Here is a 24,932-nt window from a genome sequence, read left to right on the forward strand (position 1 = left end):
GTTAAATCCGCAGGATTTCAAAGTCTTCGCCATGCTTCACGTACATTGAAAGGAATCGAAACAATTCCTGCTATATACAAATAAAAGAGAAGTCACATTCCAGACTTCTCTTTTTCGACGTACAATGAATTACAAAAATTATTCAGAACTGCTTAAACTACAACCGTATTTTGTAAGCCGGTTTATGTTTTTTCAAACTTTGCAACAGGACCAAACAAGATCATCAGTTTATCAAAAAAGGACAAACTCTCCGAGGGCAGCAGTCTGTCCAAAAGCAAATATATCTTATTCATGAACTCTTAGTTTAACAGCATACAGTGTAATTCCACCAGAAATTCTTTTTTTTTCATATCCCGCTGTTTTTGCACCAGCCCCCTACAAAGCTCATGTCTGTACGACACCAGAAGGTGTTATATTGTCCTGTACATTTACAACGGTGAACGTACAGGATAGCAAAATGGCTCCTGTATTACTTTAAGATATACAAGATCAAAATGCCCTGTTTTCCGTGGCAGATGTGGCTTATGATAGTCAGCATATGTATGAAGTTTCATGAATATGTGACATCTTTGCCATAAATCCAATCAACCCTCAGAATAGTAAAAAAATGAGACAATACACATCAGCATGTATTGTCTCATTTTATACAAACCATCTTTGGAAAACAGTTGATGAAGGAACGTGGAAAAATTGAAAAACAGTTTAGTACCTTAAAAATAAAGTGTGGGAACAACCTCGTTGGTATGGTCAAAACCGCTATCTACTGCATGTTCAGCTAGTTTTTCTGATTCATAACCTCGCATATTTATTTTAGTTGTGCAACACCCTCTAGAATTTAAAGAATGATTTTCTCATAAACAGCACATTTGTGGTGTTTATTTTTATATAAAAAAGCCCCAAAGGGGCAAATGAAATAAATACTAGTAAACATCTTATCACTTTTACAATATAGGATACATCTCGTAACCTATAGTAATGCTTTTAACAATTGTGCTATTAATGGAGCAACGCCCCCAATAAATGTTAAAACTGCAATTGTAATTGACATCCCAATTCCTCCCCGTATGTAAGAAATTCATTCTTATCTCTATTAAGGTATATCTGGTTGTGGGTTTTGGTCTGTGAGCCATTAGTTTAGCTTATAATGACCTTCACGCTCAGATGTATGAATATTTAGATAATAATAACCTCTATGTTTCGCTCGAAATGTAAAAGTTTTATAGGAATTTGGATTTTCATAACTATGGAAGCCGTATTTTTTATCATGAATAGTAGGAGCATTCCTAAATTGTTCATAGAATTTAAGTGTATAGTTTGCCTTGTTGTATTAGAATTACTAATCGAATCTGCCTGAATAGTGTTTGCTAACGAAAAAAGAATCATACTTATGCTAAGACCTACCACATACTTCTTCTTTTAAAGGCCCCCTTTAGTGAATTGAAAAATGATTGTATCTATGCATGCATCAGTATAATAAATGTTGCTTTATTTCTCAACCGAACAGGTTATCTGAATTTTCTTGATATCTAATACATAATTACAGGTTTTCTTAAAAAAATGAGAAACTTGAAATGGATTTTTATGACTTACCTATACTGCCTATCATTTAAACTAGTTTCAACATCAAAAATATCCATTTTTCAGACAATTTTATTCATATATATATACAATGTTACATTAGCAATTGAGGTTCAATCCTTCTGTGTGTATCCCTCTAACTGTTTCTTTAAATGCATCTAATTTACTCAATAATCCCTAGTCTTAATCTAGGGATTATTCCCAGGCTGTGGAGAAAGTCTTCTCCACAGCCTGTTTTTTGTGTCTGAACCTTTTTTATGTGTCAACACTGATAAAAAGAGGTAAAGGAGAGATTTTTTATACTGAGTGTTTAAAAAAATCATCGTGATGAACGTGTATCTGTTTCTGTAGAAGAGTTGGTTTCACAAGATCATTTCCTTCGTGCGATTGAAGCGACAATTAGCTCTGATTTTATTGAAGAGAAGTTACGCCCTTATTACTGTGAAAACAATGGAAGTCCGTCAATCCATCCTATCGTTTTATTTAAAATAATGTTTATTGGATATTTTTACGGTATTCGTTCGGAGCGTCAATTGGAAAAAGAGATTAAAACGAATATCGCCTACCGTTGGTTTTTAGGGTTTTCTCTATCAGATACTATTCCAGATCATTCTATAATTAGTTCGAATCGTCGTACTTGCTTTATTCATACAAATATTTTCGAAGAAATTTTTGATGAGATTGTGAGGCCAGCGACAGAGCACCGGATGGTGGGAGGACATGCGCTGATGACAGATTCTACGCACATTAAGGCCAATGCTAATAAAAATAAGTTTGTACATAAATACAAAAAAGAAAAGGCAAAATTATATATATAAACTAGAAGCTGCGGCAATCGAAGAACATGAGGTACACGAAAAAAAGCCTTAAAACCCACAAAGAAAATCGGATAAGTACTACAAATCCAGATAGTGGACTTGTAATGAGAGATGGAAAACCGAACGATTTTCATTTCTTAGACCATCGTACGACTGATGCGAAGTACAATATTATTACAGATACTTATGTAACGACTGAAAATATAGCAAATCCCGATCTATATTTAGTATGGCTACAAGCTCAAATTGACGAATTCGGATTTAAAGTAGAAGCTGTACTTCTTGATGCAGGCTATTTTACAAGGTATATCTGTAAGAAATTATCGGAGAGAAATATATTTATGGTGATGGGGGATCGACGATTTTGAAAACGAAATAAAGAAGTACCGAAAAGCCAATTTAAATATGTAGAAGAAATGAATGCATTTGTTTGCCGGATGGGCTGTATTTTAGAGTATGTGACAACGGATCGTGAAGGATACCGTCAATATAAATCGAAGTTAGAAGACTGCGCTATTTGTCCACTACGTGAAGTGTGCTTTTCAAAAAAATAAAAAGTTATCACTCCTCATATATGTAAGAAATATAAAGATATCTCTAGAAAAAACAAGCTAACAGCTACAGAGAAAAAGTTATAGAAAGTACGCTGTTCAACTATAGAAAGAAGCTTTGCGGACACCAAAGAACTGTATGGCTATCGATATACACGATTTTTGGGGCTGAAGTCTGACCAAATACAGGCTTATCTCACCACAGCTTGTCAAAATATGAAAAAAATAGCTTTCCACCTGACTAGAAAAGTGGAAAGCTATTTTTCTAGATTCTATTATTTGTTTCTACAAAATCTAATATCTCTTATACTATTTTCTGTAATTTATTCTCTTTTCTACTTTTTTTACATAAAATTATTTATCATACTGTATGAGTAGAAAGGATTATCTATGTATAAAAAATGGAATAATTGTGATCCTAAACGGCCACTAGATATCATATATCCTTCTTTTTATCGTGTATCAAATTTAATGTATCATACCATTGCAAAAGAAAAACAACATAGATACACGAATGAAGATCGTTTAACTGAATATAATAGTTCCACCATTTTGTCTCCTGATGAAGTTTCTTACTTTAATTTATTTGTAAATGGCGTGATACAACCTCTTGCTACTTACACTGTTTGTAAAGGGGAACTACTTTTTTTAACAGAAGATTTACCCATCATTAATACTCCGATTACTTTACAATTTATTATTATTTCTTAAAAAGAAGCTTATTTTTATATTTACTTATTCCTTACTCCCGTATCTCTTTTTTACGATTCTGGTGCAAAAAAGTGAAACGCTTTGAAAATGGTCTCTCAAACCGGACTATACTGGTACGACTACTTAAAAAAGTTGTGTGATCAGTATGGCACAAGAAAATATATTCAAATGGAAACATTATCAGCCTGATATCATTCTATTAACCGTACGTTGGTACCTGCGGTACAACTTAAGTCTTCGTAATTTAGTAGGAATGATGGAGGGACGGAGGTTGTTTTTAGCTCATACAACCATTATGCGCTGGGTTCATCAATATGGACCAGAATGAAATAAGCAGATTCGAACACATTTGAAATCAACCAATGATTCTTGGCGAGTGGATGAAACATACATCAAAATCCAAGGAGAAAAGATATACTTATATCGCGCAATCGAAAATACGATTGCTTTTTATTTAAGCCGTAAACGAGATACGAAGGCTGCCAAGAGTTTTCTAGAGAGGATCTTGACTTCTTTGGCTTCTTGTCATTCTCTGAGGGCAGAAATCTGTCTAAAAACAGATATATCTTATTCATAAATTTTTAGTTTAACAGCATACAGTTCAATTCCACCAGGAATCTTTTTCTTTTTTTCATATCCCACTGTTTTTGCACCAGAACCTAACAATTACTACATTTAGAGTAGCGTTAGGAAAGAAAGAACTTGATTTCTATAATTAGAACATTTAGAAATAGAGCTTGAAGAGATAGTGGGTTATTTCACAGTTGAAAAATAATGGTGGCTGGAAGTAGTGGAATGAATAAAAGGATTCGAAATTTTTTTGGAATAAAATAGAGGTGATAAATAGCTATTTTCTGTAAAAAGACTGCAGTTATCATTCCAAATTTCATATGTACTGTAGAGGGAAGAAATCTTAGTATATGTATGATGATTTAAAAAAAGGCATAGAAAAATAAGCCACATGTTATTAAATTTTTTAACAGTAGCGAAAGAAATATGAACTTGAATGGATTAGCTACGAAAAAGCTTTTGAATATTCAATAAAATCAGATCGTTGATCTAATATGTGATAGATAATTTTAATAACTTTATGTGCAATGGCCATAAGTGCTTTCTTTTTACCTCTTCGTGTAGCAAGAGACCAATATTTTCCTGATAACCATGTATGACGAGTTCTCGAGATGGCCCATGCTACTTCATAAAGCATGGATTGAATGTGTGGATTACCTTTTGTTGTTCGAGTGCTTTTTTCTTGCCTGTACTTTCATGATTTTCAGGTGATAAGCCTGCCCATGAAGCAAGGTGTTGAGCCGATGGAAATTGTCTCATTTCGACACCGATTTCTGCAATAATGCTTGCGACAGCATGCTTTTTCACTCCTGGAATTGTTAAAAGGAGTTCAACTTGTTCTGGATAAGGTGAAAGATGTTCATCAATTTTTTCTTCTATTTGTTGAATGGATTCTTCGAGAAATAAGATGTGATTCCAAGATTGACGAATAAGAAAAATTTGATGTGAATTTAAAGTTCCAAACAAGGATTCTGTAATCTGGGATGCCTTCCATGAATATTTTCTTCTACTTCATGTGAGTTAACATATCCTTGTTCCACAAGTCAAGTCAGTAGTTTACGACCAGATACACCGAATACATCAGAGATAATAGCACCTAGTTTAATATTGGAACACTCTAATGTTTTTTGAATACGATTTTTTTCAGCAGTCATATTGCCAATCATTTTTTTACGTAAACATGTTAAACCTCGAAGTTCTCGAATATCTGCTGGAGGTACAAAACTTTTTTCAATGAGTCCATACTGAAGGAGCTTGGCAATCCATTCGGCATCGGCTACATCTGTCTTACGCCCTGGTACATTCTTAATTCTTTGTGCGTTTTCAAGGGTAATATCAAAATAATCTTCTAAAATGTTGAAAACAGGTTTCCAATAGATACCTATGCTTTCCATCGCAAGATGGGTAATATGCAGCTCTTCGAGCCATTGAAGCATTTCAAATAAATATTTTGTGAAAGTAGGAAATGTACAAATTTCCTTTGTAAGTTCTGTCTCAGAATTTCCAATATAAATACAAACAACAATTTCTTTCTGATGGACATCAAGTCCAGCACAATGAGAATGTAAAGTTTCCAATGTATGAACCTCCCAAATAGATATGAGATGGATAATCGAAATAATTGGAGTTTCAACATTTTTCTGTTCGTGATCAGAATGAATCTGTCAACAAAGGGGTGTGCACCAAATTATTTCTTACAGTTTATTGTACGGGGTAAATCCACCATAAAAAGCCACATACTAAAGTATCCATCTAAATAACCAGTATGGAAAGCTTGGAAAATAAATAGTCCTACCCCTTTTCATATATGGGTGGGACTGTAAAGTCATGATTGTTTATTTTGTATAAAATACGGCTTTTGTACGGAATTTTATATGGTGCATTCACCATAAATAAGGTTGTCTCATATTATGTAGAAATTTCCTTATTAAGATTTTAAAAGGATGTGAATGTATTGGAAGATGTATATGTAAAAATCAACAGTTTAAAAGCAGAACACAAAGAAATTATGCGAGATATTCGTAATTTAGAAACTCGCACAATAATTAATGAGAAAGACATCGTCACAATTAATACAAAATTAGAAAAGATTAGCATGAATACAACTTGGATTTTACGAATTATTATTAGTGCACTCATTATGTCAGTTTTGAGCTTAATATTAAAAGAAATGATTTAATAATCTTAAAATTAAATTACTTCTTGAGATAGGGACGGACAAGCGTCTCTCTTTTTTGTTATAAATAAGAAGATAAAAAGATGGATTGTATTGATATTTTAATTAAAATATTTATAGCTACATTTAGTGGCTGTAGTGGGTATTTATTAGGAGCATGGGATATAACAGTGAAAATTTTAGTGACGATGGCAGTTATTGATTATTTAACTAGCATGATTGCAGTAGGATATAAAGGAAAATTAAAAAGGAATATTGGTTTCAAAGACATCAACAAAAAGGTGAGGCTTTCTCTTTTAGTTGGAGCGGCAGCTCCATTAGATATAGCGGTAGGAAGTAACAGCATTTTTCGTGAATCAACAATTTTCTTCTTTATGGGTAATAAATTGCTTTTTCTTATAGAAAATGTTAATTGTATAGGAACCCTAATCCCATAAGTTTTTACAAAGATTGTACAAGGTGCTAATTATAGAAATCGAAAAGAGCGCATTATGGATAGACAAACTAAAGATGCTGTAGTAACTAAGTTAAAAGCTCTAGGGCAAGTTTATGACCATACGGATGAAGTAGGAAGCACTCAAGCGTAAAATTCAAATAATATTGTTCCTAATAGTAATTCTCATGATGTAGATTTAGCTATTTCTTTTTATCTTAATGCAAGTGTTGGGAATGAACAGGGAGTTGAAGTTTTGTATTATAATCAAAAAATCTAGCTGCTAACATTTCAGCGCAACGGTCAAAAGACATTGGATGGCTTAATCGTGGTGCGAAACAACGTACAGATTTAGCGATATTAAAAGTGCCTAAAGCATCAGCTATTCTTATCAAATTAGGTTCCATCGATAACGAATCACACATGACAAAATGTAATGTTGCTAAAATTTCTAAATCTATTATGTTGTCTCTTACAGGATAAAATGTAGGGGCTTCAATTGAAGGTGAGGGATTTAGTAATGTACAAGTTTTAGCTCAAGCAATGGTGGATGTAGGTGTTGACGGAAAAATTGGTGCTTGTAAAGATGGTATTGGCCATTCTGTAACGAATGGCTACCCGTCTAGAAGAATGGATAAGTTTACAGCATGGTTAGATGAGCGTAAATGGTGTTATGAGTATTTAAAATAAAAAAAATAATAGGTTGTTGAAAAACAAAGGTTCATCAGGGGTGTATGTCAATGGCTCGCCACAATATAAAGCGCACAACAGTAAAGGGAAAACATCTCATTAAAAAGCAAATAAAGCCTATGTGTGGGTAAAATAAAAATGATGAGCTCGTTTCTATTAATTATTTTTTATTGGCTCTGGTGCAAAAATAGTGGGTTTATGAAAAATGAACAAACGATTCCTAACGGAATTGAAATTTATGCTGTTAAACCAAAGGTTTCATTGATAAGATACATTTGCTTTTGGACAGACTTCTCCCCTTGGAGGGTTTGTCCTTTTTTGATCATATGCATAGCTTCTATTCCAGCAATCATTTTTGTAGCTGTTTGCAAGGATTTCAATCCCAGCATATTCCGAATCCATTTTTTGATAAATCGATGATCTTGCTCAATGATATTGTTTACATATTTTTTCACACGAAGTGGTATACCATGTGGTATACATTTTTCTTCCTTTCGTTCACGTATCGCAACAGGATAGGCCTTATCTCCATCAGCAGTTATCGAACGAGGCTTTGTGGCATGACAAGAAGCCAAGGCTTTCTTTAGAAAATGCTTGGCAGCCTTCGCATCTCGTTTACGACTTAAATAAAAATCAATCGTGTTTCCTTCGGAATCGATCGCACGATATAAGTACATCTTTTCTCCTTTGATTTTGATGTATGTTTCATCCACTCGCCAAGAATCATTGGTTGATTTCAAATGTGTTCGAATCTGCTTATTTCATTCTGGTCCATATGGATGCCCCCATCGCATAATTATTGTATGAGCTAAAAACAACCTCCGTCCCTCCATCATTCCTACTAAATCACGAAGACTTAAGTTGTACCGTAGGCACCAACGTACTGTTAGCAAAATAATATCGGGCTGGTAATACTTCCATTTGAATATATTCTCTTTTTCCATACTGATCACACACCCTTTTTAAGTAGTAGTACCAGTATGGACACGTTTGAAAGACCATTTTCAAAACGTTTCTTTTTTTGCACCAGAACCGATATTTATTATGATGCAAATTCCAATTGTTAAAAAACGCAATATAACAATTATAGAATGCAAGGCGCAATTTTGGACTTCTCCTTTACAAGAATATAAAAATCTACAATTTTATAAAGCTGATATTGATACAACCTTTGCTGTTTACAATAAAAAATTCTTTACAAATGGTTTTTATACGCAGTAAGAGTTGCCCATCATTTTACATGTAAACATTTACCCTGGTATAATAATAATCTGATTTTAGAAGCAAAAAAATTTGTAATACTCAAGGGTCTACATGGGGCAATATAATATAAATACATATTATTAGATGGAACTTATAAGATTGCTAGTATTGATTAAACAAATAATGAGGGGAAATATATATAAGTAAGGAACTTTATATTTAATATTATATGGAAATAATATGATTAGTTATAAAAATCTAGATACTTTTTTAAATGATTATAAACAAAATAATTTTATAACAAACATCGAATACTTTGTACATGTAATACCAGAAATCAACATTACATTTAATATATATCACACTGAAATTTCTATACTGTATGGTACAGTATGTAATTTTTCTATTATTATAAAAAACAAACACTTCTATCACAATAGAAATGTTTGTTTTTACGCTCTTATAAAGTGAATGGAGGGGTATTATGAAACAATTGATAAAGATTGTCTCTCTGTACTATATGTAAGTACCAGTATAACTGTGAAATAAACAGGCTCTTTTATTTATAATTAGACAATGCTACATTTCGCTATTTAATATTATTATATAACGGTATTTCAAAAACATACTTCTCTATTCTTGACACTCCCACGGCTAAAGCTGCAAATCCTACACCTTACGGTGTAACGGATGGGATTCTTGAACGACTAAACGTTCGCAGTCCATTTCTGTTTTGAACAGCTTTCAAGATGAGGGTGTGCCATCCCCCCTCCTAAGACAGACCATATAGGTTCTTAGGCTGATTGACTATTACCGCCAACCACAGTTGCGTAGCGAATGTTCATCGCTCCAACGATATCGCGATGTTTCTCAAATCCACATTGACACTTATATTTTCTATCCTGTGCCTTGTTCTTTTCAGTGCATTTTGGACATGTTTGACTTGTATAAGAAGGGTTCACATATTCAACCTGTATACCAACTAACCTTGCTTTGTACTCGACGAAGTGTGCGAGACGATAGAATGACCAAGTGTGTAGATTTTTTTCGTTTTTATGGCTTATCCGTGCCGTCTGTCTCATGTTCGTTAGTTGTTCCAATCGAATGACAGAGATAGTATTATCCGTTGCAAAATCAACGATTTCACGACTCATTTTGTGGTCTTGGTCTTGCATCCACCTTTGTTCCTTATCATCAAGTTGCCGAAGGGCATTTAGTTTTTTAGCTTCTCCTAGCTTCCTACGAACACTTCGAAACTTACGTTTCATATATTTGTTTTTCCTACCATTTTCAAAGAAACGAACTTTGTCATCATCAGATACAATTGTATGAATGAGTTTAATGTACTCGTGACTACTTTGTTCCAATAACCTGATTTGTTCTTTTGTCGGAAGCAATTTAACTTTGACCGTCATGGTTTGTGTCACAAGTTGCATCCCCTTGTTTTTTGACTTTCTACATAATGTTGTATTGTCTCACATGATACATTCCCAGCAGTAGAAACAAAATAGGAACGAGTCCACAGACTTGGCAAATGTGCGAGATGAGGAAACTCTTCTCTTAAACGCTTTGATGTCACTCCTTTGATTTTTGCCATTGTATCAGCAGGACTGAGTGTTGGAAGGGTATTCAAGAACAAGTGAACGTGGTCTTTATCACATTCCATCACAACAATAACAATATCCAGTTCGATACATACCTCTTGAACTAACTCTTTGAAACGTTTTTCTACTTTTATGTTTTAAAAAATCTTTCTTCCGTATCGTGGGCACAACACAAAATGGTAGTTTAGTAATGATACGGTTGTTTTGGCTCTTCTATACTCATTCATCATGTTCACGCTGCATCAGTTTAACTGTTGAACTGAAACGAGAAAGGTAACTCGTGTATGTGCTTTTGTAAATGCTATAGCTTCATATCCTATAACGACGTTAGCTACAGACAATTCCGCGCCTGTAACAAAAAGTGGAGAAAGGTTGCAATATAACACGCCCTATTATGTCAAAGATAAACACCTACCCCATAAAGGTGGCGTAAGTTAGATGATTATGTTCTTTTTGCGCATGCTCCAACGGAGAATGGGACACCTATTATTTTTGAGAATAAAAATAGAACAGATGAAATTATTCAGTCTGTTGATTGGATACGGATTAAATTTATGCAAGCTAATGCAGGAGGAGAGCAGTATTGGGCCTCTGATCAATTGATAAGTTCAGTTTATTTAAGTAGTGACGATAGAACAAATCATAAAATCTATAAATCATCAACAGATAACTCTATAGGAATCGGAATCTTTTTTAGAAATTCATTAGATCAGGGTAGTTGGACAAAGAAATTTTGGGAATATAAAGGGATAGATGCTGAAAAATCTTGGGTGCAACGAGATATGTTTTGGATTGAACCACCGGTAGCCCCCCTTTTTATACGATAGAAAACCCCCTTTTGAAATTATTTCAGCAAATGAATAAACATATAAAAGTAAAAAATCATTTGTTATATAATCAAATGCAACCACAAAAACAACACCCTTAAGGAATGAAGGTGTTGTTTTTGTGGTTATTCAATGTATAGTAAATGTCAAAAGCTATCTATAACTTTATAATTATCACTAACAAAAGAATCAACCTACAGTAAACTTATAATAGATTCGATAATTACTTCACCTACATCAAAAATTACATGAATCATCGGATTACCTCCCTTTAAATTACTCCAGTATAATTATATTCGCATAGAAAAAACCTTTTGCACAGGAGGGAATTGTCCGTTATCAAGAGACATTGTGGTACTGATGCAAGTTTTTCTAACCAATGAACACCGTTCGTAACCGAACAATTTTTTTGAAATTTAAAGCAGAAGTCATTTATACCATGATTCCTTTGTGAATATACACCCATGTTTTTTCGTATGTGTATATCGTTGACAAATCATTGCAAATAAACAAGTATCATGCAATCTACTACCATCTACAGACCGTTCTGGTGCAAATAAAGGATATATCAAAGAACAATGTGGATTCCTACGGAATTGTCCTGTACCCTGTTAATCCAAATAATTGATGAATGAATTGTTTTGAATTTTAAACAGACTGATCTTGTAAATCAATCTGTTCTTTTTTTATCATATACATGGCTTCTACTCCTGCAAGCATCCATGTCCATCAACCTAAGATATTTTTATTACCCCATATCATTCATTCTTAATAATCAATGAGAAAGAATGAAGCTATTTATAATGATTAATGTTCTTAAGCTGATACCCATACGGTTGTACCACATTTAAATTTCTCAATAAAAGAAAAATATCCTTTTACAGGTTAAGTGTTTTAAAAAATCAGAATATTTTTCATGATAAAAATAATAACTTGAAGATTCTTCCTATTAGATGTTGGTTAGCTTTGCATATGTAACAACAAACCCAATACATACCAATTATATCATTGGGCATATTCGTTATAAATGTAGCTCCAATATCCATGTACTAATATTAACAATTCTTTGCCACATTCCTAACTACTCATCTACATAAAGTGTAAGTATTCAATGTATACTTACACTTTAAATTATCCGAATAACTTCCCTATAAAGATGGTCCCAAAATCAAGTCTATTAATGTAACTATATATAAAACTACACATTTTCTAAAATATAGTAAATAAGTGTTCACTCAAAATTAATAGGAGGGATAAGAATGCACTTCAATATTAAAGAAACGCAGAAGAGGTTTGGCGATACCCTACGGAGTTTAGCTGTGAAAATTAATTATGATTATAGTAATTTGTCTAAAATTGAAAGAGGAGTGTATACCCCCACATTAGATTTACTTCATAAAATAGCTACCGTATACAATATGGAAAGATGCGATTTAATTGTTCCTTCGAATGTAGCAAGTAAAAAAATTTTAGATATAGAGGATATAGAATTGTTAGAATGTTATATTTTCACCCTAAACGAAGAAGAAAGTTCAAAAGAAGAACTTGAGTTTTTAATACAAACGCTAAAAATTATGCGTCAAACAATCAAAAAGATAAAAAGGAAAGATTTCGATGAATAACATCGTTTCGCTGAAACATGAACAGAGCAGAAATACAAAGGAACATATAAAAACCCTTTTTCTTAAAAAGAAAGAAATTGATCTACATGTCGCAAAGGAGGGCATAAATCTTTTTTATAGACAGGCATACAATGTCCAATTACTATTTTACCCTGATTATGATTATTTTGAGCCTCTAGATAAGTAATTATAAAAATGTCTGGTTTTTTATCTAGGAAATAATAGTATAAAACTTTTTTGATTCCACGCTAACGTATAGAGCTGTTCTCTTATCGCTTTATCTCTTATATGAAGAGCGGTATCTACAGATTTCCCAACCAAATCGTCTCATTTTTGAAAAATTAAATTTAGTAATTCTGGACAAATATCTGTAGAAACAAAATCATCTTCTAATTTTTGAAATATGAAATATATCTTAGGTTGTGCATTTTCATACTCTTGGAAAAGTCTTCAAATACAGAATGTAAAACTAGCTTGAGTCCGATATGGTAAACCTAAAAACATGCCCTTTCGTTGAAGCGACAGCATATTTTATAGATAATAAATTAATAGTACTTCTTATTTTACATATTTTTCTTATATTTTGTATTGAGAAAATAGGAGTAACCTTACTAAGAAAATTTGCTTATTGATAAATCTTCTTCTTAAATTTCAAGTTTATCAATAATTAGGTTCATATTACCAAGTTTAGCTTAATTTTAAAAATGGTTTTGGTGCAATATAATGATTTTTTATTTGCATACGAAACATTGCATTGTGAATCAACTTCAATAACCTCATCGAACAAGGTCATAGACATCTCAAACAAAGTTTTGTTACATCCACAGGATTTCAAAATCTTCGCCATGCTTCTCGTCCCTTGAAAGAAGTCGAAACGATTCATGCCATATACAAGCAAAAGAGAAGGTGCAGCCCTCTAATCTTGTCAAATTATACATAATAATATAGGGTTACTATGAATATAATACAAACAATTACACTGAATATCTGTAATTGTATTTTAGATTTCGAAGGATTTACTTGTAAAACCATTAAACGTTCCAATTCAGGTTTACACCAGAACGCAATAGAACCCTTATAACTGTTTATTATGCCAAAAATTCATTGGAAAATGTTGATTTTCCTGATATACTTCAAAATCGTATCCTTTATTTTTTAATCCCTTAATAATGGCAGGCATGGCTGCCACAGTTTGAGGGTGAATGTCATGCATGAGAATAACCTCTATATTTTCTGTGGCTTGCGATAGTATTGTCTGTACAATTTGAGGGGCCGATTTCTCTAAAGGTAATCCATTCAATTTCCAATCATTTGAATCAATTGTCCAATCCCAAACATGTAAACCACTTTGCAGTAATTGCTGTTGAATATCCTCGGTAAGTCCTGGTTTTGAACCATAAGGAGGGCGTGTTAAAGTTGGACTGGTGCCAATGATGTTATGCACAATTTGTTGTGTTTCTTTCATTTCTTCTACATATTTTCGTTGTACGTACAAAGGTTTGTACTCATGAGTCATACTGTGTAACCCTACATAATTCCCTTCTTTATATTCACGTTTTACTACATCCGAATATTGCTGAGCATGTGAGCCAATTAAGAAAAAAGTGGCTTTTATTTTATTTTCTTTTAGTATATCTAATAATTGATTTGTATATTTACCAGGTCCATCATCAAATGTTAAATATATGATTTTTCTAGTCTTTCCATTATAGTGTTCCGGTATTATTTTTCGCAAGGATACAATGGGTTGATTGCTAACCAATTGTACCTTTTTTACATGAGATGTAGAAAAAAACGAATTATATACTATTTTATAAGTACTTATTATGCATCCGCATATACATAGGATTAGGATACTTCTTTTTAAAAATTTCCGCATAAAGAATAACCAGCCTTTCTGATACGAATTATGTCCGTTCAATACAGTACTTACGTACTTATAAATAGATATAAAATTTTATTTAGTCCTTAGATTCTACTCGCTTTCCATCTACTGTAATTTCCACTTGCTGGTTCGGATTTACTGTAACAATCCATGCATTCGGTAAAAAACGATCTTCATGAGACAAGGTAGAGGGCGAATTTTTGATTTCTCCACATAAATATAAGGTAGAAGAAGATCCTCCATCCATTGCCATTGCATTGATTGCACCTTGTTCATAAAGAATATCTTGGCATTCTCTTAGTGTAGCTCCTATACTATGTGCTTGGCGACCATCTATTACTAAGAATAAGATTGTGCCATCTTTTTTTTGGGCCATCACTGTTCGTGGTGCTGATCCCCATCCACCATCTCCACCTGTAATCATTTTTTTCCCGTTTACAATTAATTGTGGCATGAATCCAGCAGCAGAGACTACGTGTTTATCCAATAAATATTGAGTAGAGTACTTTCCTGTAAGCATAATGCCCTCTTTTGTAAGAGCAGAAACAAATGCAGCAGTATTAGAATCATGATTGGTATCCACCGTTTTCCCATTTTCAATAACGATACCCGTAGCTATATCTCCGCCACCTCTACCTGTTTCATCATTAAATCCGCTTGCATTAACAGCAAGCAAGGCATGGTTTCGCTTTGCCATAACACCAATTTTTTCTCCTTTTCCTTCTCCTTGTGAGCCTTTCTGGGAAACCAGTTTAACATTAAAAGGGTTACTAACAGTTACTAGATATCCTTGAAAAGGAAATTTAGAACGACCGTTACTCACAATTTTTTCTACATCAATCTTTAATGGCGCAAGTTTCCTCTCCTTTATTTGAATAGCTGTTAAATTCTCATTCGAACTTAAATCATTATTGTTCCATACAGGGTTATAAATTTGATTTGTTAATTGTTCTAATTCTTTCTTTGACAAAAACGTGTATTTTGCAAATTGAGGATGTTGAGAAGTAAGAATACTTTCCGCCACCGTAACACGTAATTCCTTCCCATAATTCGTAGTGAATAAAACGACAAGAAAAAGAAAAAGAAAAATCGAAAACAAAATGCAGCATATTTTTAAAAGCTTATTTATATAGTGCAATACATGTGCCTCCATCTGTTGTAACTGTACTAACTGGTAAATATACAATACATATTCTTTCGTATAGTATTGTTCTATAATAAATGTTGTTTTAATCGGAATGAAATCACTATATCGTTTCGAAGTGAAACGCATTTGAAATACAAATGGACTTTTATTGATGGAAATGTAAGTGTGAAACGTACACTTTCGCATAAAAAATTAAGTAAGTGAAATATTAATAGTAACAATCATTTTTATAAAAAGGTCAAATACAATAAAAAGTATATTTTTCACTATACCAAAAAAATGTTTTTTGAAAACATAAAAAATGTCCACTTATAAAAGTCATAACAGAAAAGAAAAGTATGTTATATAAACATATACCTATCTAGGAGATTCCCTTGATAAGTACTGTATATGCGATATATTGTAAGCTCATCATCATTGTCGACGATATAGTAAAAAAACATAAAAAAGAAAAAAATTCCTGGTGGAATTGAACTGTATGCTGTTAAACAAAGGATTTCATTGATAAGATATATCTGCTTTTAGACAGACTTCTTCCCTTGGAAAGTTTGTCCTTTTTAATCATATGCATAGCTTTTACTCCAGCAACATTTTTGTAGCTATCAGCACTGATTTCAATCGGAGCATATTTCAAATTCTTTTTTTGATAAACCGATGATTTTGTTCCATACTATTGTTTACATATTTTTCACATGAAGTGGTGTACCGTGTAGTATACACTTTGCTGCCTTCACATCTCGTTTACGGCTTAAATGAAAATTAATCGTATTTCTTTTGGAATCTATTGCGCGATATAAGTACATCTTTTGATTTTGATGTATGTTTCATCCACTCTCCAAGAATCATTGGTTAATTTTAAATGTGTTCGAATCCGCTTATTTCATTCTGATCCATATGGAGGAACCTATTGCAGAAGGGGTGTAATTATTTATCCAACTTACAAAACTGCCACAAATCTTGAAGAATTGTTGTAGTACTCCATATCCAATATTATTTTCATCTCCTGTTTAAAGCCATCGGAATTTCTCGTTCCGAAAGGATTGTAATTTAAAAATTTCAATTTATTCTCGTGTAAACATCAACCTAAAACTGTCTCTAGTTAAATCAAAATATATGTTTGTATTAAATATTAAAAGACTTGTTGTTTCTGATCGAGGGATAAATTTTATAAACAAAATTATATTTCTTCTAATACTATGATTATTATTAAGAAAAAAAGAAGGATAGGAGAGAATGGAAGATAAATGCAGAGGGAATACAAACAGAATTGACGTAGGATATGTGAAAAGTGTTTCAATTGTTGTTTTTAGAATATGTTTTTATGTCACTATTTTGTATTATTTTGATTGAGGGAGCTAATTTGCTTCCTCAATCAAAATAATATGGAATGAAGGTACCTATTATGATAATGTTTGCATTTACTTATTTCATGATATTTTTAAAAAAGAGCTTATTATCCAGCAATAAATATTTATTAATTATTTATATTTAAACTACAGTTTAAATTAATATTTATGTCTTGTTTTTCTTCTATTTTTTTCTATAGCAGAATAAATTTTCTGCATAACTTTTTCTTCATGTGTTTCCCAAATTTCTTGAGCTAATTCATTTGAAAAAGAACCATCAATTTGAGAAAAAAAAGCATCTTTAACTAGAAAGGTTGCAATAGTTCCAGTTGATGTAGAGAATTTTTCTATAACTTTATTTAGAACTTCTTTAAAATTATTTTCAATTTCTGCTGATATTTTGTTACGTTCTTTTTCCTCAATATGTTTATTTAACATGTATTCAATATAAGCAATTGGTGATTCAATATCTTTACGCTGTTCAGTATAATTAATTATATTTAATGTAATATCTTTATGTTTTTCCCATTTCTTTAATGTTTTAGGGTGAATTTTTTGATTATAATGCTTTTCTAATTCTTTTATTTTCATTTCAAAATATTCTAGACTATGAGGTTGATTTATTTTTGTATAGTTAAGTTCATATGTTTTATTTTTTTCACTAAGTATATAAAATTTAATCTTATATACTTTTCTTCCTTTTTTAATTTCTTTAAATTCAAAAGAGATATCTGTACTAGCACGTAATTCTTTTTGAACGGGTTTTAAAATACGTTGCTTGAAATTTGCATAATTAGGATAAATATTTATAGCATCTACATAATATCTTAAGGTCTGAAGAAGAAGGGTTCGTTCTTTTACTATTTCATATTGTTTTAATAGTTCATACATACGTATAGAATATATACTTTTCAATTTTATAATATTTCCTAAACGATAACTAGTAAACTTATTACTTAATTCTAATAAAAAAGGTTTTAATAATGGGTCAAAGCGCATATCAATAGTTCCTTTTTTTTTATTATATATTGCAGAAGATAGCCAGGAAGTTTGAATAAGTTCTTCACCAGTATGAATTTCAACAACTTTTGCTAATAAATTTTTGGTGATCTTGCTTAATTCGGTGTATTTTGTGGAACCGTTTAGACCTAATAAATCATGGAATTTTTTTATAGGAAATGTATATGTTTTAAAATTTTTATCATTTGGTTCAATGTTACTTGCTAAACAAAGTAATATTTTTTGTTCAATAAGATTCAAACTAGAATTTGCTTCTATTAATAGATTAGATTTTGAAACAATATTATATTCTTTAATCTGTAATTCTTGTTTTACAGACATGTAAATGCATCCTTTCTATTAAATTTATAAAGAACCATACTAGTATATATTTATATGAACTATATACTAGTATGGTCTGAAAAACTAAATTTTATTTGGAATTTAGTTTTTCTATATTATTTTTGATAATTCCTCTAAATCTCGTTTTGTAGGAACTGTTGAAATAAAAATCATAGGTATAGATTTTATTGGAGTTGTAATTATTGTATCGGTAATAATACAAGAAATATTTGTGCAGTTTGAATAATCATTTAATAAATTTTCTTTTGAAACGCTGATAAATTCTAATTTTCTTCTAAAATAAGAATTTAAAAAAGCTATAAGATATCTTTCCCAACTCTCACCACTATTAAGAAATAATATTATTATTTTTTTATTTTTTAAACGTTGCAAATTAATAGCTTCAATATGCATTGTTAAATCAGCGATAGCATTTTCACTTACATGATGTTCTATATTTAAGTTTTGAAGCCATTGAGTAATTATTTTGTTTAAAGTATTAAAAGTTTCGGGATGATTATTTTTAATATATACTGTAGTAGGTTTTATAAAAGTTTTTTCTATAAATATTTTTGATTTGTAAACATGAGGTTTTATGGTACAAATTATAGAACAAATAAATTTATCATCAGAGCTTAATTGCATTTTAAAAGTTTTTTCTAGTAGTTGAATAAGATCTTGTACATGAATGTGTAAAGTTTTATTTTCTTTCAAAATGAATGATAAACAATTTTCTTTCATGATTTCTTTTTTTTCAAAATAATATTCAGTATGATTTATGGCAATAATAATAATGCTAATATCTTCATTGTGTATTTTGAGATTAAAGATTTCTAATGTATTGACTATAATAGGTTTTAGTTTTGTGTAGGTAAAGGATTGTTCTATTTTTTTGATTATTTTCTTTTCTAATGGAATATGGAATCCATGTTTTTTTCGTATTAAATATAGTGCAATAAAAATAGAAAGTTTTCTAATACTTTCTTTATAAAATTTAATATTTAAAATTTTTTCCACTTCAAGTAAAAAATGATTAAAAATTGATTGTTGAAGTGTATTAAATGGCCATTCGTGAGAGTTATAAGATTTTAAGTATAATTCATAATACATTAGGATGATGTTTATTTCATTTCCCTCAATGCGTAGAGGTCTTTTTTTCAATATTAATTTATAACGTTTTAAATAATGTTCTACATCAATCAATATTGAACGCATTTTAGTATTTTGTATATATAATTTATTAGAAAGTTGTTCCACAGTTTGTATTTTACTATATAATAAAATGTTTAGTGTTTGAAATAATAATGAATGTTTGAAATATATTGTTTCAATGGTGGTTATCGATGTATTTAGTGGTTTAGTTAAATATATACCTTTATTCTTTACAAGTTGAATTGACCATCCTTTAGGTAAAGAGTATTGAATTTGTGAAATATCCCTGTGGATGGTTTTTATTGAACAATTTAAATGTACAGCTATTTCTTTTGCAGAAAACCATTTTTTTTCAGAAGAAATTAATTTTAATAATTCATATTGTCGTTTTAAAAACATATTATGTTTATTTGTTGATATTCAACAAAGCTCCTTCTTTATTAATGAGTATAGATATTTAATAATATTTTATCGCTATATTAATCTCATGAAAATCTATTAATTGTCTCAAACTGAGACAATTAATAGATTTTCATGAGATTAATTGTCTCAGTTTTATATATGTTTTATATATATGTTTTATATATATGTTTTAAGTAAGGAGTGAGCATTGTTAATTAAGCGTTTATGAGATGTAACTATAACAAAAATGGTTAGTAACTATAACAAAAATGGTTAGTAACTATAACAAAAATGGTTGTAACTATAACAAAAATGGTTGTAACTATAACAAAAATGGTTGTAGCTATAACAAAAATGGTTGTAACTATAACAAAAATGGTTGTAGCTATAACAAAAATGGTTGTAGCTATAACAAAAATGGTTGTAGCTATAACAAAAATGGTTGTTATAGTTATACCCCTAAGTAGAAAGTGTTATAATTTTATAATTAGAGTATATTTTTAGTGTTAAATATACAGATTAAAGAAAAGTTGTTAATAGATTAAATATCATTAGCAACTAATCAAGGAATGCTGCGATGTGTTTGAAAATTTAAATAATGGAGATATAATTAAAAATTGCCGAAATGAAAGTATTATTGGGAAGCAAAAAATAAATTTTATTTATTTTTTGCTTAATTGATAAAGAAGAAAAATGTAAATGTATATTATTTAGGAGTGAATTTTGGTATAATACACCTAAATATTGATAAACTATAAAATATATGGTTTTTAAAACAACTCATTCATTACAATGAGTTGTTTTAAAAGTGATTAATTCTATCATTAGATAGAATTAATCACGATAATACCAATATAAAATGAAAAACATGTCCTTATCTGTTATTTGTGTAGAAAAACAACAGATAGTTTCTCAATACAAATGATAAGTATGTAGAATTGAGAAATAACACTCTGATTTTCAGTAGAAAGTATGGTTTGTTTAAAAAGCGTACCTGTTACCAATGTTTGTGTTTTGTAAATATCATAATAATGGAGTGAGAGCGTATCGAACTTAAAACGACTTTATATTGTATATTTGAAGATACTTTTAAAAAATATGAAGATGCATATTCAGAGATATATTTTACGCTCAAAAAAATAGGTAATGAATTTGTTTTTACAGATATTTGTCCAGAATTGCTTGCTTTAATTTGTCAAAATCGAGAGGATTTAATTGGAAAAACAGTGGATACAGCAAAATATATAGGGGATCAGGATTTAAGAAATAAACTAAAAGAATTTTATGCTCTAGCATTGAATCAAAAACGCGTGTTATTTTATTATTTTCCGATTAAGAATCCTGAGGTTTTTATAATCACTTATTTAGAACCTAAACCTGTTTATAAGAAGGAAATAGAAATTAAAGGGCGCTGTATGCCTATTTTTATAAAAGAGTTAGAAGGTAATGCATCTTTGCATCATGTTAATCAGTTCCTTGTTTTTTAGATAATAATAAATATGATGTCAATGTATCTTCTATAGAAACATATAAACATGTTGGCTATCAGATGTTATTTGTATTTTTTATGGTTTTGCGCATAATCATAAAATTTTGCACTGGAAATTCTGATTCTTCCTTGGAAATACCTTCATCTTTTAACATGACTTTATGTAATTGCGAACCATTAATATCTAAAATATCTATTACTTTTTTGTTTACTGAATTTATTGGAACAATTAAATCACTTATTTCTAGATTATAGACCTGAGAAATTTTATTGAGTAACTCTAAAGAAGGAGTATAAACTCCTCTCTCAACTTTAGATAGATTACTATAATCATAGTTAATTTTTGGGTCGAAACTTTGTAAGATATCAACAAAGTTTCGACGTGTTTCTTTAATTTTGAAGCGTATTATTTTTCCGTTGTCCGCAAATACTAAAAAGTGTCATTACGAAACGTAAATAATATAGTTTCAATCATACAAATAAAATAGATTGTTTGAAATGTTTTCCATGGGAAAAATAGTTATTTTCATTGAGAAAGTTAGATAGTGGGAATGGTTTCAGTATAATTACAAGATACACTGTCTATACTTTACGGAATCTAATGAACATTTAAAGAAATTAGTATGGTTTAAACCAGTGGGTGGAATATAGTGTTGAAAGAAAAGTGGTAATATATATTCGTGTGAATAGCCATAGTAAAAAGTTTTAAAAAATTAATATGACCTGGTTAAGAAAAACTGGAACATGGAATAGATTACGCAATGGATTTTGAATACTGATACGGGGTCATTCCATTTTTTGTTGCTTACAAAAATTAGTAACTGTATAACTGGTAAACTGGGATCCTTAATCACTATGAAATAAAATCCTTTTGTGACTTCCATAAACATTTCTAATTTGCTGAATTGTATCCTTTACTAGTTGCGCCTCTTGATGAGTATCCAAAGAATAACCAAGCACCCGCCGGGTGCTAATATCTAATGCAGCACAAAAATATACTTTCAATCTATTTACTAAACGAAATTCTGTAATATCACATACAACTGTTGGAACGTCTTTCTTACCAGGTTTAAAGGAACGCTCAAGTACATTTGGAAATATAGGATGGTCTTGCTTTCTTTTTTTATAATACGTGACAACTTTTGACTTTAATCCAGCTCGACATAAAGCTGGTCTTACTTGAGATAAGCTCACCCTAACATCTCTATTTATAAGGTAACTGTACAGTTTTCGATATCCCATTCTACCTTTTAAAATTTAAATTACATGACAATATAAGCCGCTGTCTTTTTACGTTTTTTCTGACCTTCAGTGGCTTTACGATGAAAATAGTCGTAAAAACCACTAACAGACACTTATAATCGATAGCAAAGCCAGCCCATTCCAAATATGTGGTGATAGTGTTTAATAAACTGAAAACGTGTTAGTTTTGGTTTTTGGCAAAGAAGGTTGCCGCCTTTTTTTAAAATTTATTTTCCTTTTTTAATGCCTGGATTTCTCTTCGTAAAGAACGTAGTTCTGCCGTATCAGTTCTCTTACTATCTAAAAGTGGAGAAGAATATTTTTTTATCTATGAATTAAGAGTCCCATGTCCTAGATCAAATTCTCTTTGAATACTGGAGATTGTACGCCCTTCTTTGATTACCAATTCAACACATTGTTTTTTTAACGTTTCATCATGCTGTTTTTTCATCTGAAACACCTCTTATATAGAATAATTTATCTCTATACTGTGTTCCAGTTTTACTGTACCACCTCATATTTAAATGAGTTGAAAAAAGTAGATACAGTGTAAACTTATACTCTATAAATAGACATACGAAAACAGTCTATTTTATAGGGTATTTTTCGTATGAGGAGAATTGGTTCTGGTGCGAAAAATTGAAACGATTTGAAACGACTTGAAAGTATTCTTTCAAACTAGACTATACTGGTACGACTACTTAAAAAAGGTGTATGATCCGTATGTGGAAAAATATATTCAAACGGAAGCATTACCAACCAGATATTATTTTGCTAACCGTACGTTGGTACCTACGGTACAACTTAAGTCTTCGTGATTTAGTGGGAATACCTCAGGAACGAACGTTCCCTTTAGCGTATACAACCCTTATGCGATAGGTTCCTCCATATGGATCAGAATGAAATGAGCGGATTCGAACACATTTAAAATTAACCAATGATTCTTGGCGAGTGGATGAAACATACATCAAAATCAAAGGAGAAAAGATGTACTTATATGACGCAATCGATTCCAAAAGAAATACGATTGATTTTTAGTTAAACCGTAGACGAGATTTTAAGGCTGCCGAGCATTTTCTAGAGAGGGTCTTGGCTTCTTGTCATGCCATAAAACCTCGCCCGATAATTGCTGTGCTTTTATCCTAATAAAAAATATAGGGCGAAATTATATTAGCATTGAAAATAATCATGTATCTCACTTTTGCCCTATCTTAATTTAAAATATGAGCTGCGTATATATCTGTTGTGTGGTCAAGTTGATTATATTGATTTAAATGGTTTTTTAAATCAATAAATGTATTAAATCGTGAAGCTTTAATTTTAGGTATACATAGTGAATGGTAGGAGAATGAAGATTACCGTCGGAGAGTACACTGGCTATTTTGTTGTTCTATTTACTAATTATTTTAGGATCCCCTCTTGTAGGGATAAGAATTGAAGTAGAGGATAGTTGTTTGATTTTTATATTAGAGCCTGTTTATAGTCTCGTAAACATGTTAGGATGTATGCAAAAACAGGAGATGAGTGTATGTCTTATCCAAGTGATATCAGCCGTGAAAAATTCGAAATCATTCGTATGGAAATAGAAAATTGATAATGAGATAGCATCTATTTTCGATGCTATCTCATGTATTTACACTAAAGTAATAACTGTTATTTCACAAGCATCGCCACGCATAATAGTACCAGTAGTTAGATTTCGGACTTCTAATGGAAAAGAACCAGTAGAGGAAACGTTAATGATTGCGGAAGAACAATGATTTACATTTGTATTATTTGTTCCAATGGTATGAGTTCCGGGAACTGGAGCTGAATTAAAATACAATTGATATTCTTTATTTGTAGTTGTAGCCACAACAGAATACATAACTAAATATATATGAATACCAGATAAGGAAAGTATACCTGTTTCAGTATCAAGTGATATATTTGTTCCTGAATTTGTGTTAATAGTATCAAATGGTACAGGATCATTAACATTTAAAGTAGAACTTGTAGTTCCTAAAACACCAAATAAAAAATCATTACTAAACCCAGTAGGTCCTGTAATTCCAGTAGGTCCTGTAATTCCAGTAGGTCCTGTATCTCCAGTAGGTCCTGTATCTCCAGTAGGTCCTGTATCTCCAGTAGGTCCTGTATCTCCAG

Annotated in this window: 15 protein-coding genes and 14 pseudogenes; 15 read left to right on the top strand and 14 right to left on the bottom strand. The window is 31.1% G+C overall.

Annotated features, from left to right (window positions below; genetic code table 11):
- The 5 genes and pseudogenes from ACQRBL_RS29395 to ACQRBL_RS29415 form a co-directional block, all read left to right on the top strand.
- Positions 1 to 156 (top strand): annotated as a pseudogene (locus ACQRBL_RS29395) (IS6 family transposase); the annotation flags it as partial.
- A 220-nt stretch (positions 157 to 376) separates the two neighbouring features.
- Positions 377 to 814: pseudogene (locus tag ACQRBL_RS29400) on the top strand (transposase); the annotation flags it as partial.
- 1,120 nt (positions 815 to 1,934) lie between these two features.
- Positions 1,935 to 3,211 (top strand): annotated as a pseudogene (locus ACQRBL_RS29405) (IS1182 family transposase); the annotation flags it as partial.
- A gap of 126 nt (positions 3,212 to 3,337) precedes the next feature.
- The gene (locus tag ACQRBL_RS29410; RefSeq protein WP_023523945.1) at positions 3,338 to 3,658 is read left to right on the top strand and encodes a DUF4183 domain-containing protein; all 321 of its coding nucleotides are present in this window, start codon (positions 3,338 to 3,340) and stop codon (positions 3,656 to 3,658) included.
- 145 nt (positions 3,659 to 3,803) lie between these two features.
- A pseudogene (locus tag ACQRBL_RS29415) lies at positions 3,804 to 4,172 on the top strand (IS6 family transposase); the annotation flags it as partial.
- 501 nt (positions 4,173 to 4,673) lie between these two features.
- On the opposite strand, the pseudogene ACQRBL_RS29420 reads toward ACQRBL_RS29415, so the two are convergent.
- A pseudogene (locus ACQRBL_RS29420) lies at positions 4,674 to 5,805 on the bottom strand (IS110 family transposase).
- Positions 5,806 to 6,182: 377 nt separating this feature from the next.
- Here ACQRBL_RS29420 and ACQRBL_RS29425 point away from each other — a divergent pair.
- The 4 genes and pseudogenes from ACQRBL_RS29425 to ACQRBL_RS29440 all read left to right on the top strand — a co-directional run.
- Positions 6,183 to 6,407: a hemolysin XhlA family protein gene (locus ACQRBL_RS29425; RefSeq protein ID WP_023523943.1), complete on the top strand. Its 225-nt coding sequence runs from the start codon at positions 6,183 to 6,185 to the stop codon at positions 6,405 to 6,407.
- Positions 6,408 to 6,487: 80 nt separating this feature from the next.
- Positions 6,488 to 6,841, top strand: coding sequence for a phage holin family protein (locus ACQRBL_RS29430; RefSeq protein WP_023523942.1), 354 nt, complete (start codon positions 6,488 to 6,490; stop codon positions 6,839 to 6,841).
- 54 nt (positions 6,842 to 6,895) lie between these two features.
- Positions 6,896 to 7,527 (top strand): annotated as a pseudogene (locus tag ACQRBL_RS29435) (N-acetylmuramoyl-L-alanine amidase C-terminal domain-containing protein).
- A 40-nt stretch (positions 7,528 to 7,567) separates the two neighbouring features.
- Positions 7,568 to 7,630 (top strand): annotated as a pseudogene (locus ACQRBL_RS29440) (N-acetylmuramoyl-L-alanine amidase); the annotation flags it as partial.
- A gap of 133 nt (positions 7,631 to 7,763) precedes the next feature.
- Here the strand turns inward: ACQRBL_RS29440 and ACQRBL_RS29445 are convergent.
- Positions 7,764 to 8,471: pseudogene (locus tag ACQRBL_RS29445) on the bottom strand (IS6 family transposase).
- Between the two features lie 46 nt (positions 8,472 to 8,517).
- On the opposite strand from ACQRBL_RS29445, the gene ACQRBL_RS29450 reads away from it, so the two are divergent.
- The gene (locus ACQRBL_RS29450; RefSeq protein WP_023523939.1) at positions 8,518 to 8,748 is read left to right on the top strand and encodes a hypothetical protein; all 231 of its coding nucleotides are present in this window, start codon (positions 8,518 to 8,520) and stop codon (positions 8,746 to 8,748) included.
- A gap of 776 nt (positions 8,749 to 9,524) precedes the next feature.
- Here ACQRBL_RS29450 and ACQRBL_RS29455 read toward each other — a convergent pair.
- Together ACQRBL_RS29455 and tnpA are read right to left on the bottom strand one after the other, a co-directional pair.
- Positions 9,525 to 10,049 (bottom strand): annotated as a pseudogene (locus ACQRBL_RS29455) (RNA-guided endonuclease InsQ/TnpB family protein); the annotation flags it as partial.
- Positions 10,050 to 10,153: 104 nt separating this feature from the next.
- A pseudogene (tnpA, locus tag ACQRBL_RS29460) lies at positions 10,154 to 10,564 on the bottom strand (IS200/IS605 family transposase).
- A 324-nt stretch (positions 10,565 to 10,888) separates the two neighbouring features.
- On the opposite strand from tnpA, the gene ACQRBL_RS29465 reads away from it, so the two are divergent.
- Positions 10,889 to 11,161 carry a hypothetical protein gene (locus ACQRBL_RS29465; RefSeq protein ID WP_242068175.1) on the top strand — a complete coding sequence of 91 codons (273 nt, stop codon included), beginning with the start codon at positions 10,889 to 10,891 and terminating at the stop codon, positions 11,159 to 11,161.
- A gap of 648 nt (positions 11,162 to 11,809) precedes the next feature.
- Here the strand turns inward: ACQRBL_RS29465 and ACQRBL_RS29470 are convergent.
- Positions 11,810 to 11,887 (bottom strand): annotated as a pseudogene (locus tag ACQRBL_RS29470) (IS6 family transposase); the annotation flags it as partial.
- Positions 11,888 to 12,420: 533 nt separating this feature from the next.
- Between ACQRBL_RS29470 and ACQRBL_RS29475 the strand changes: the two are divergent.
- Together ACQRBL_RS29475 and ACQRBL_RS29480 are read left to right on the top strand one after the other, a co-directional pair.
- Complete coding sequence (locus tag ACQRBL_RS29475) at positions 12,421 to 12,783, top strand: helix-turn-helix domain-containing protein (RefSeq protein WP_023523841.1); 363 nt, start codon at positions 12,421 to 12,423, stop codon at positions 12,781 to 12,783.
- Positions 12,784 to 13,512: 729 nt separating this feature from the next.
- Positions 13,513 to 13,723 (top strand): annotated as a pseudogene (locus tag ACQRBL_RS29480) (DDE-type integrase/transposase/recombinase); the annotation flags it as partial.
- Between the two features lie 135 nt (positions 13,724 to 13,858).
- On the opposite strand, the gene ACQRBL_RS29485 reads toward ACQRBL_RS29480, so the two are convergent.
- The 5 genes and pseudogenes from ACQRBL_RS29485 to ACQRBL_RS29505 form a co-directional block, all read right to left on the bottom strand.
- On the bottom strand, positions 13,859 to 14,662 hold the full coding sequence (locus ACQRBL_RS29485; RefSeq protein WP_023523843.1) for a polysaccharide deacetylase family protein: 804 nt from the start codon (positions 14,660 to 14,662) through the stop codon (positions 13,859 to 13,861).
- An 82-nt stretch (positions 14,663 to 14,744) separates the two neighbouring features.
- On the bottom strand, positions 14,745 to 15,806 hold the full coding sequence (locus tag ACQRBL_RS29490) for a phosphodiester glycosidase family protein (protein WP_000558976.1): 1,062 nt from the start codon (positions 15,804 to 15,806) through the stop codon (positions 14,745 to 14,747).
- Positions 15,807 to 16,299: 493 nt separating this feature from the next.
- Positions 16,300 to 16,695: pseudogene (locus ACQRBL_RS29495) on the bottom strand (DDE-type integrase/transposase/recombinase); the annotation flags it as partial.
- Between the two features lie 625 nt (positions 16,696 to 17,320).
- Complete coding sequence (locus ACQRBL_RS29500) at positions 17,321 to 18,502, bottom strand: replication initiation protein (RefSeq protein WP_023523845.1); 1,182 nt, start codon at positions 18,500 to 18,502, stop codon at positions 17,321 to 17,323.
- Between the two features lie 111 nt (positions 18,503 to 18,613).
- Positions 18,614 to 20,053 carry a helix-turn-helix domain-containing protein gene (locus tag ACQRBL_RS29505; protein WP_411996510.1) on the bottom strand — a complete coding sequence of 480 codons (1,440 nt, stop codon included), beginning with the start codon at positions 20,051 to 20,053 and terminating at the stop codon, positions 18,614 to 18,616.
- A gap of 1,229 nt (positions 20,054 to 21,282) precedes the next feature.
- Here ACQRBL_RS29505 and ACQRBL_RS29510 point away from each other — a divergent pair.
- Positions 21,283 to 21,543 carry a hypothetical protein gene (locus ACQRBL_RS29510; RefSeq protein WP_023523847.1) on the top strand — a complete coding sequence of 87 codons (261 nt, stop codon included), beginning with the start codon at positions 21,283 to 21,285 and terminating at the stop codon, positions 21,541 to 21,543.
- A gap of 58 nt (positions 21,544 to 21,601) precedes the next feature.
- Here the strand turns inward: ACQRBL_RS29510 and ACQRBL_RS29515 are convergent, their stop codons facing one another.
- The 3 genes from ACQRBL_RS29515 to ACQRBL_RS29525 form a co-directional block, all read right to left on the bottom strand.
- On the bottom strand, positions 21,602 to 21,955 hold the full coding sequence (locus ACQRBL_RS29515) for a helix-turn-helix domain-containing protein (protein ID WP_307838737.1): 354 nt from the start codon (positions 21,953 to 21,955) through the stop codon (positions 21,602 to 21,604).
- 436 nt (positions 21,956 to 22,391) lie between these two features.
- Positions 22,392 to 22,739 (bottom strand): transposase, encoded by a 348-nt coding sequence (locus ACQRBL_RS29520; protein ID WP_411996511.1) that lies wholly within the window; start codon positions 22,737 to 22,739, stop codon positions 22,392 to 22,394.
- Positions 22,740 to 23,115: 376 nt separating this feature from the next.
- Complete coding sequence (locus ACQRBL_RS29525; RefSeq protein ID WP_411996512.1) at positions 23,116 to 23,238, bottom strand: hypothetical protein; 123 nt, start codon at positions 23,236 to 23,238, stop codon at positions 23,116 to 23,118.
- Between the two features lie 263 nt (positions 23,239 to 23,501).
- Between ACQRBL_RS29525 and ACQRBL_RS29530 the strand changes: the two are divergent.
- Positions 23,502 to 23,912 (top strand): annotated as a pseudogene (locus tag ACQRBL_RS29530) (IS6 family transposase); the annotation flags it as partial.
- Between the two features lie 508 nt (positions 23,913 to 24,420).
- Here the strand turns inward: ACQRBL_RS29530 and ACQRBL_RS29535 are convergent.
- Positions 24,421 to 24,932, bottom strand: a 512-nt coding sequence (locus ACQRBL_RS29535) for a collagen-like triple helix repeat-containing protein (protein ID WP_427736162.1), incomplete at its 5' end; no start/stop codon positions are given.

It is taken from the genome of Bacillus sp. AF62 (assembly GCF_050312695.1).
In the GTDB taxonomy this organism is placed as follows: Bacteria; Bacillota; Bacilli; order Bacillales; family Bacillaceae_G; genus Bacillus_A; species Bacillus_A cereus.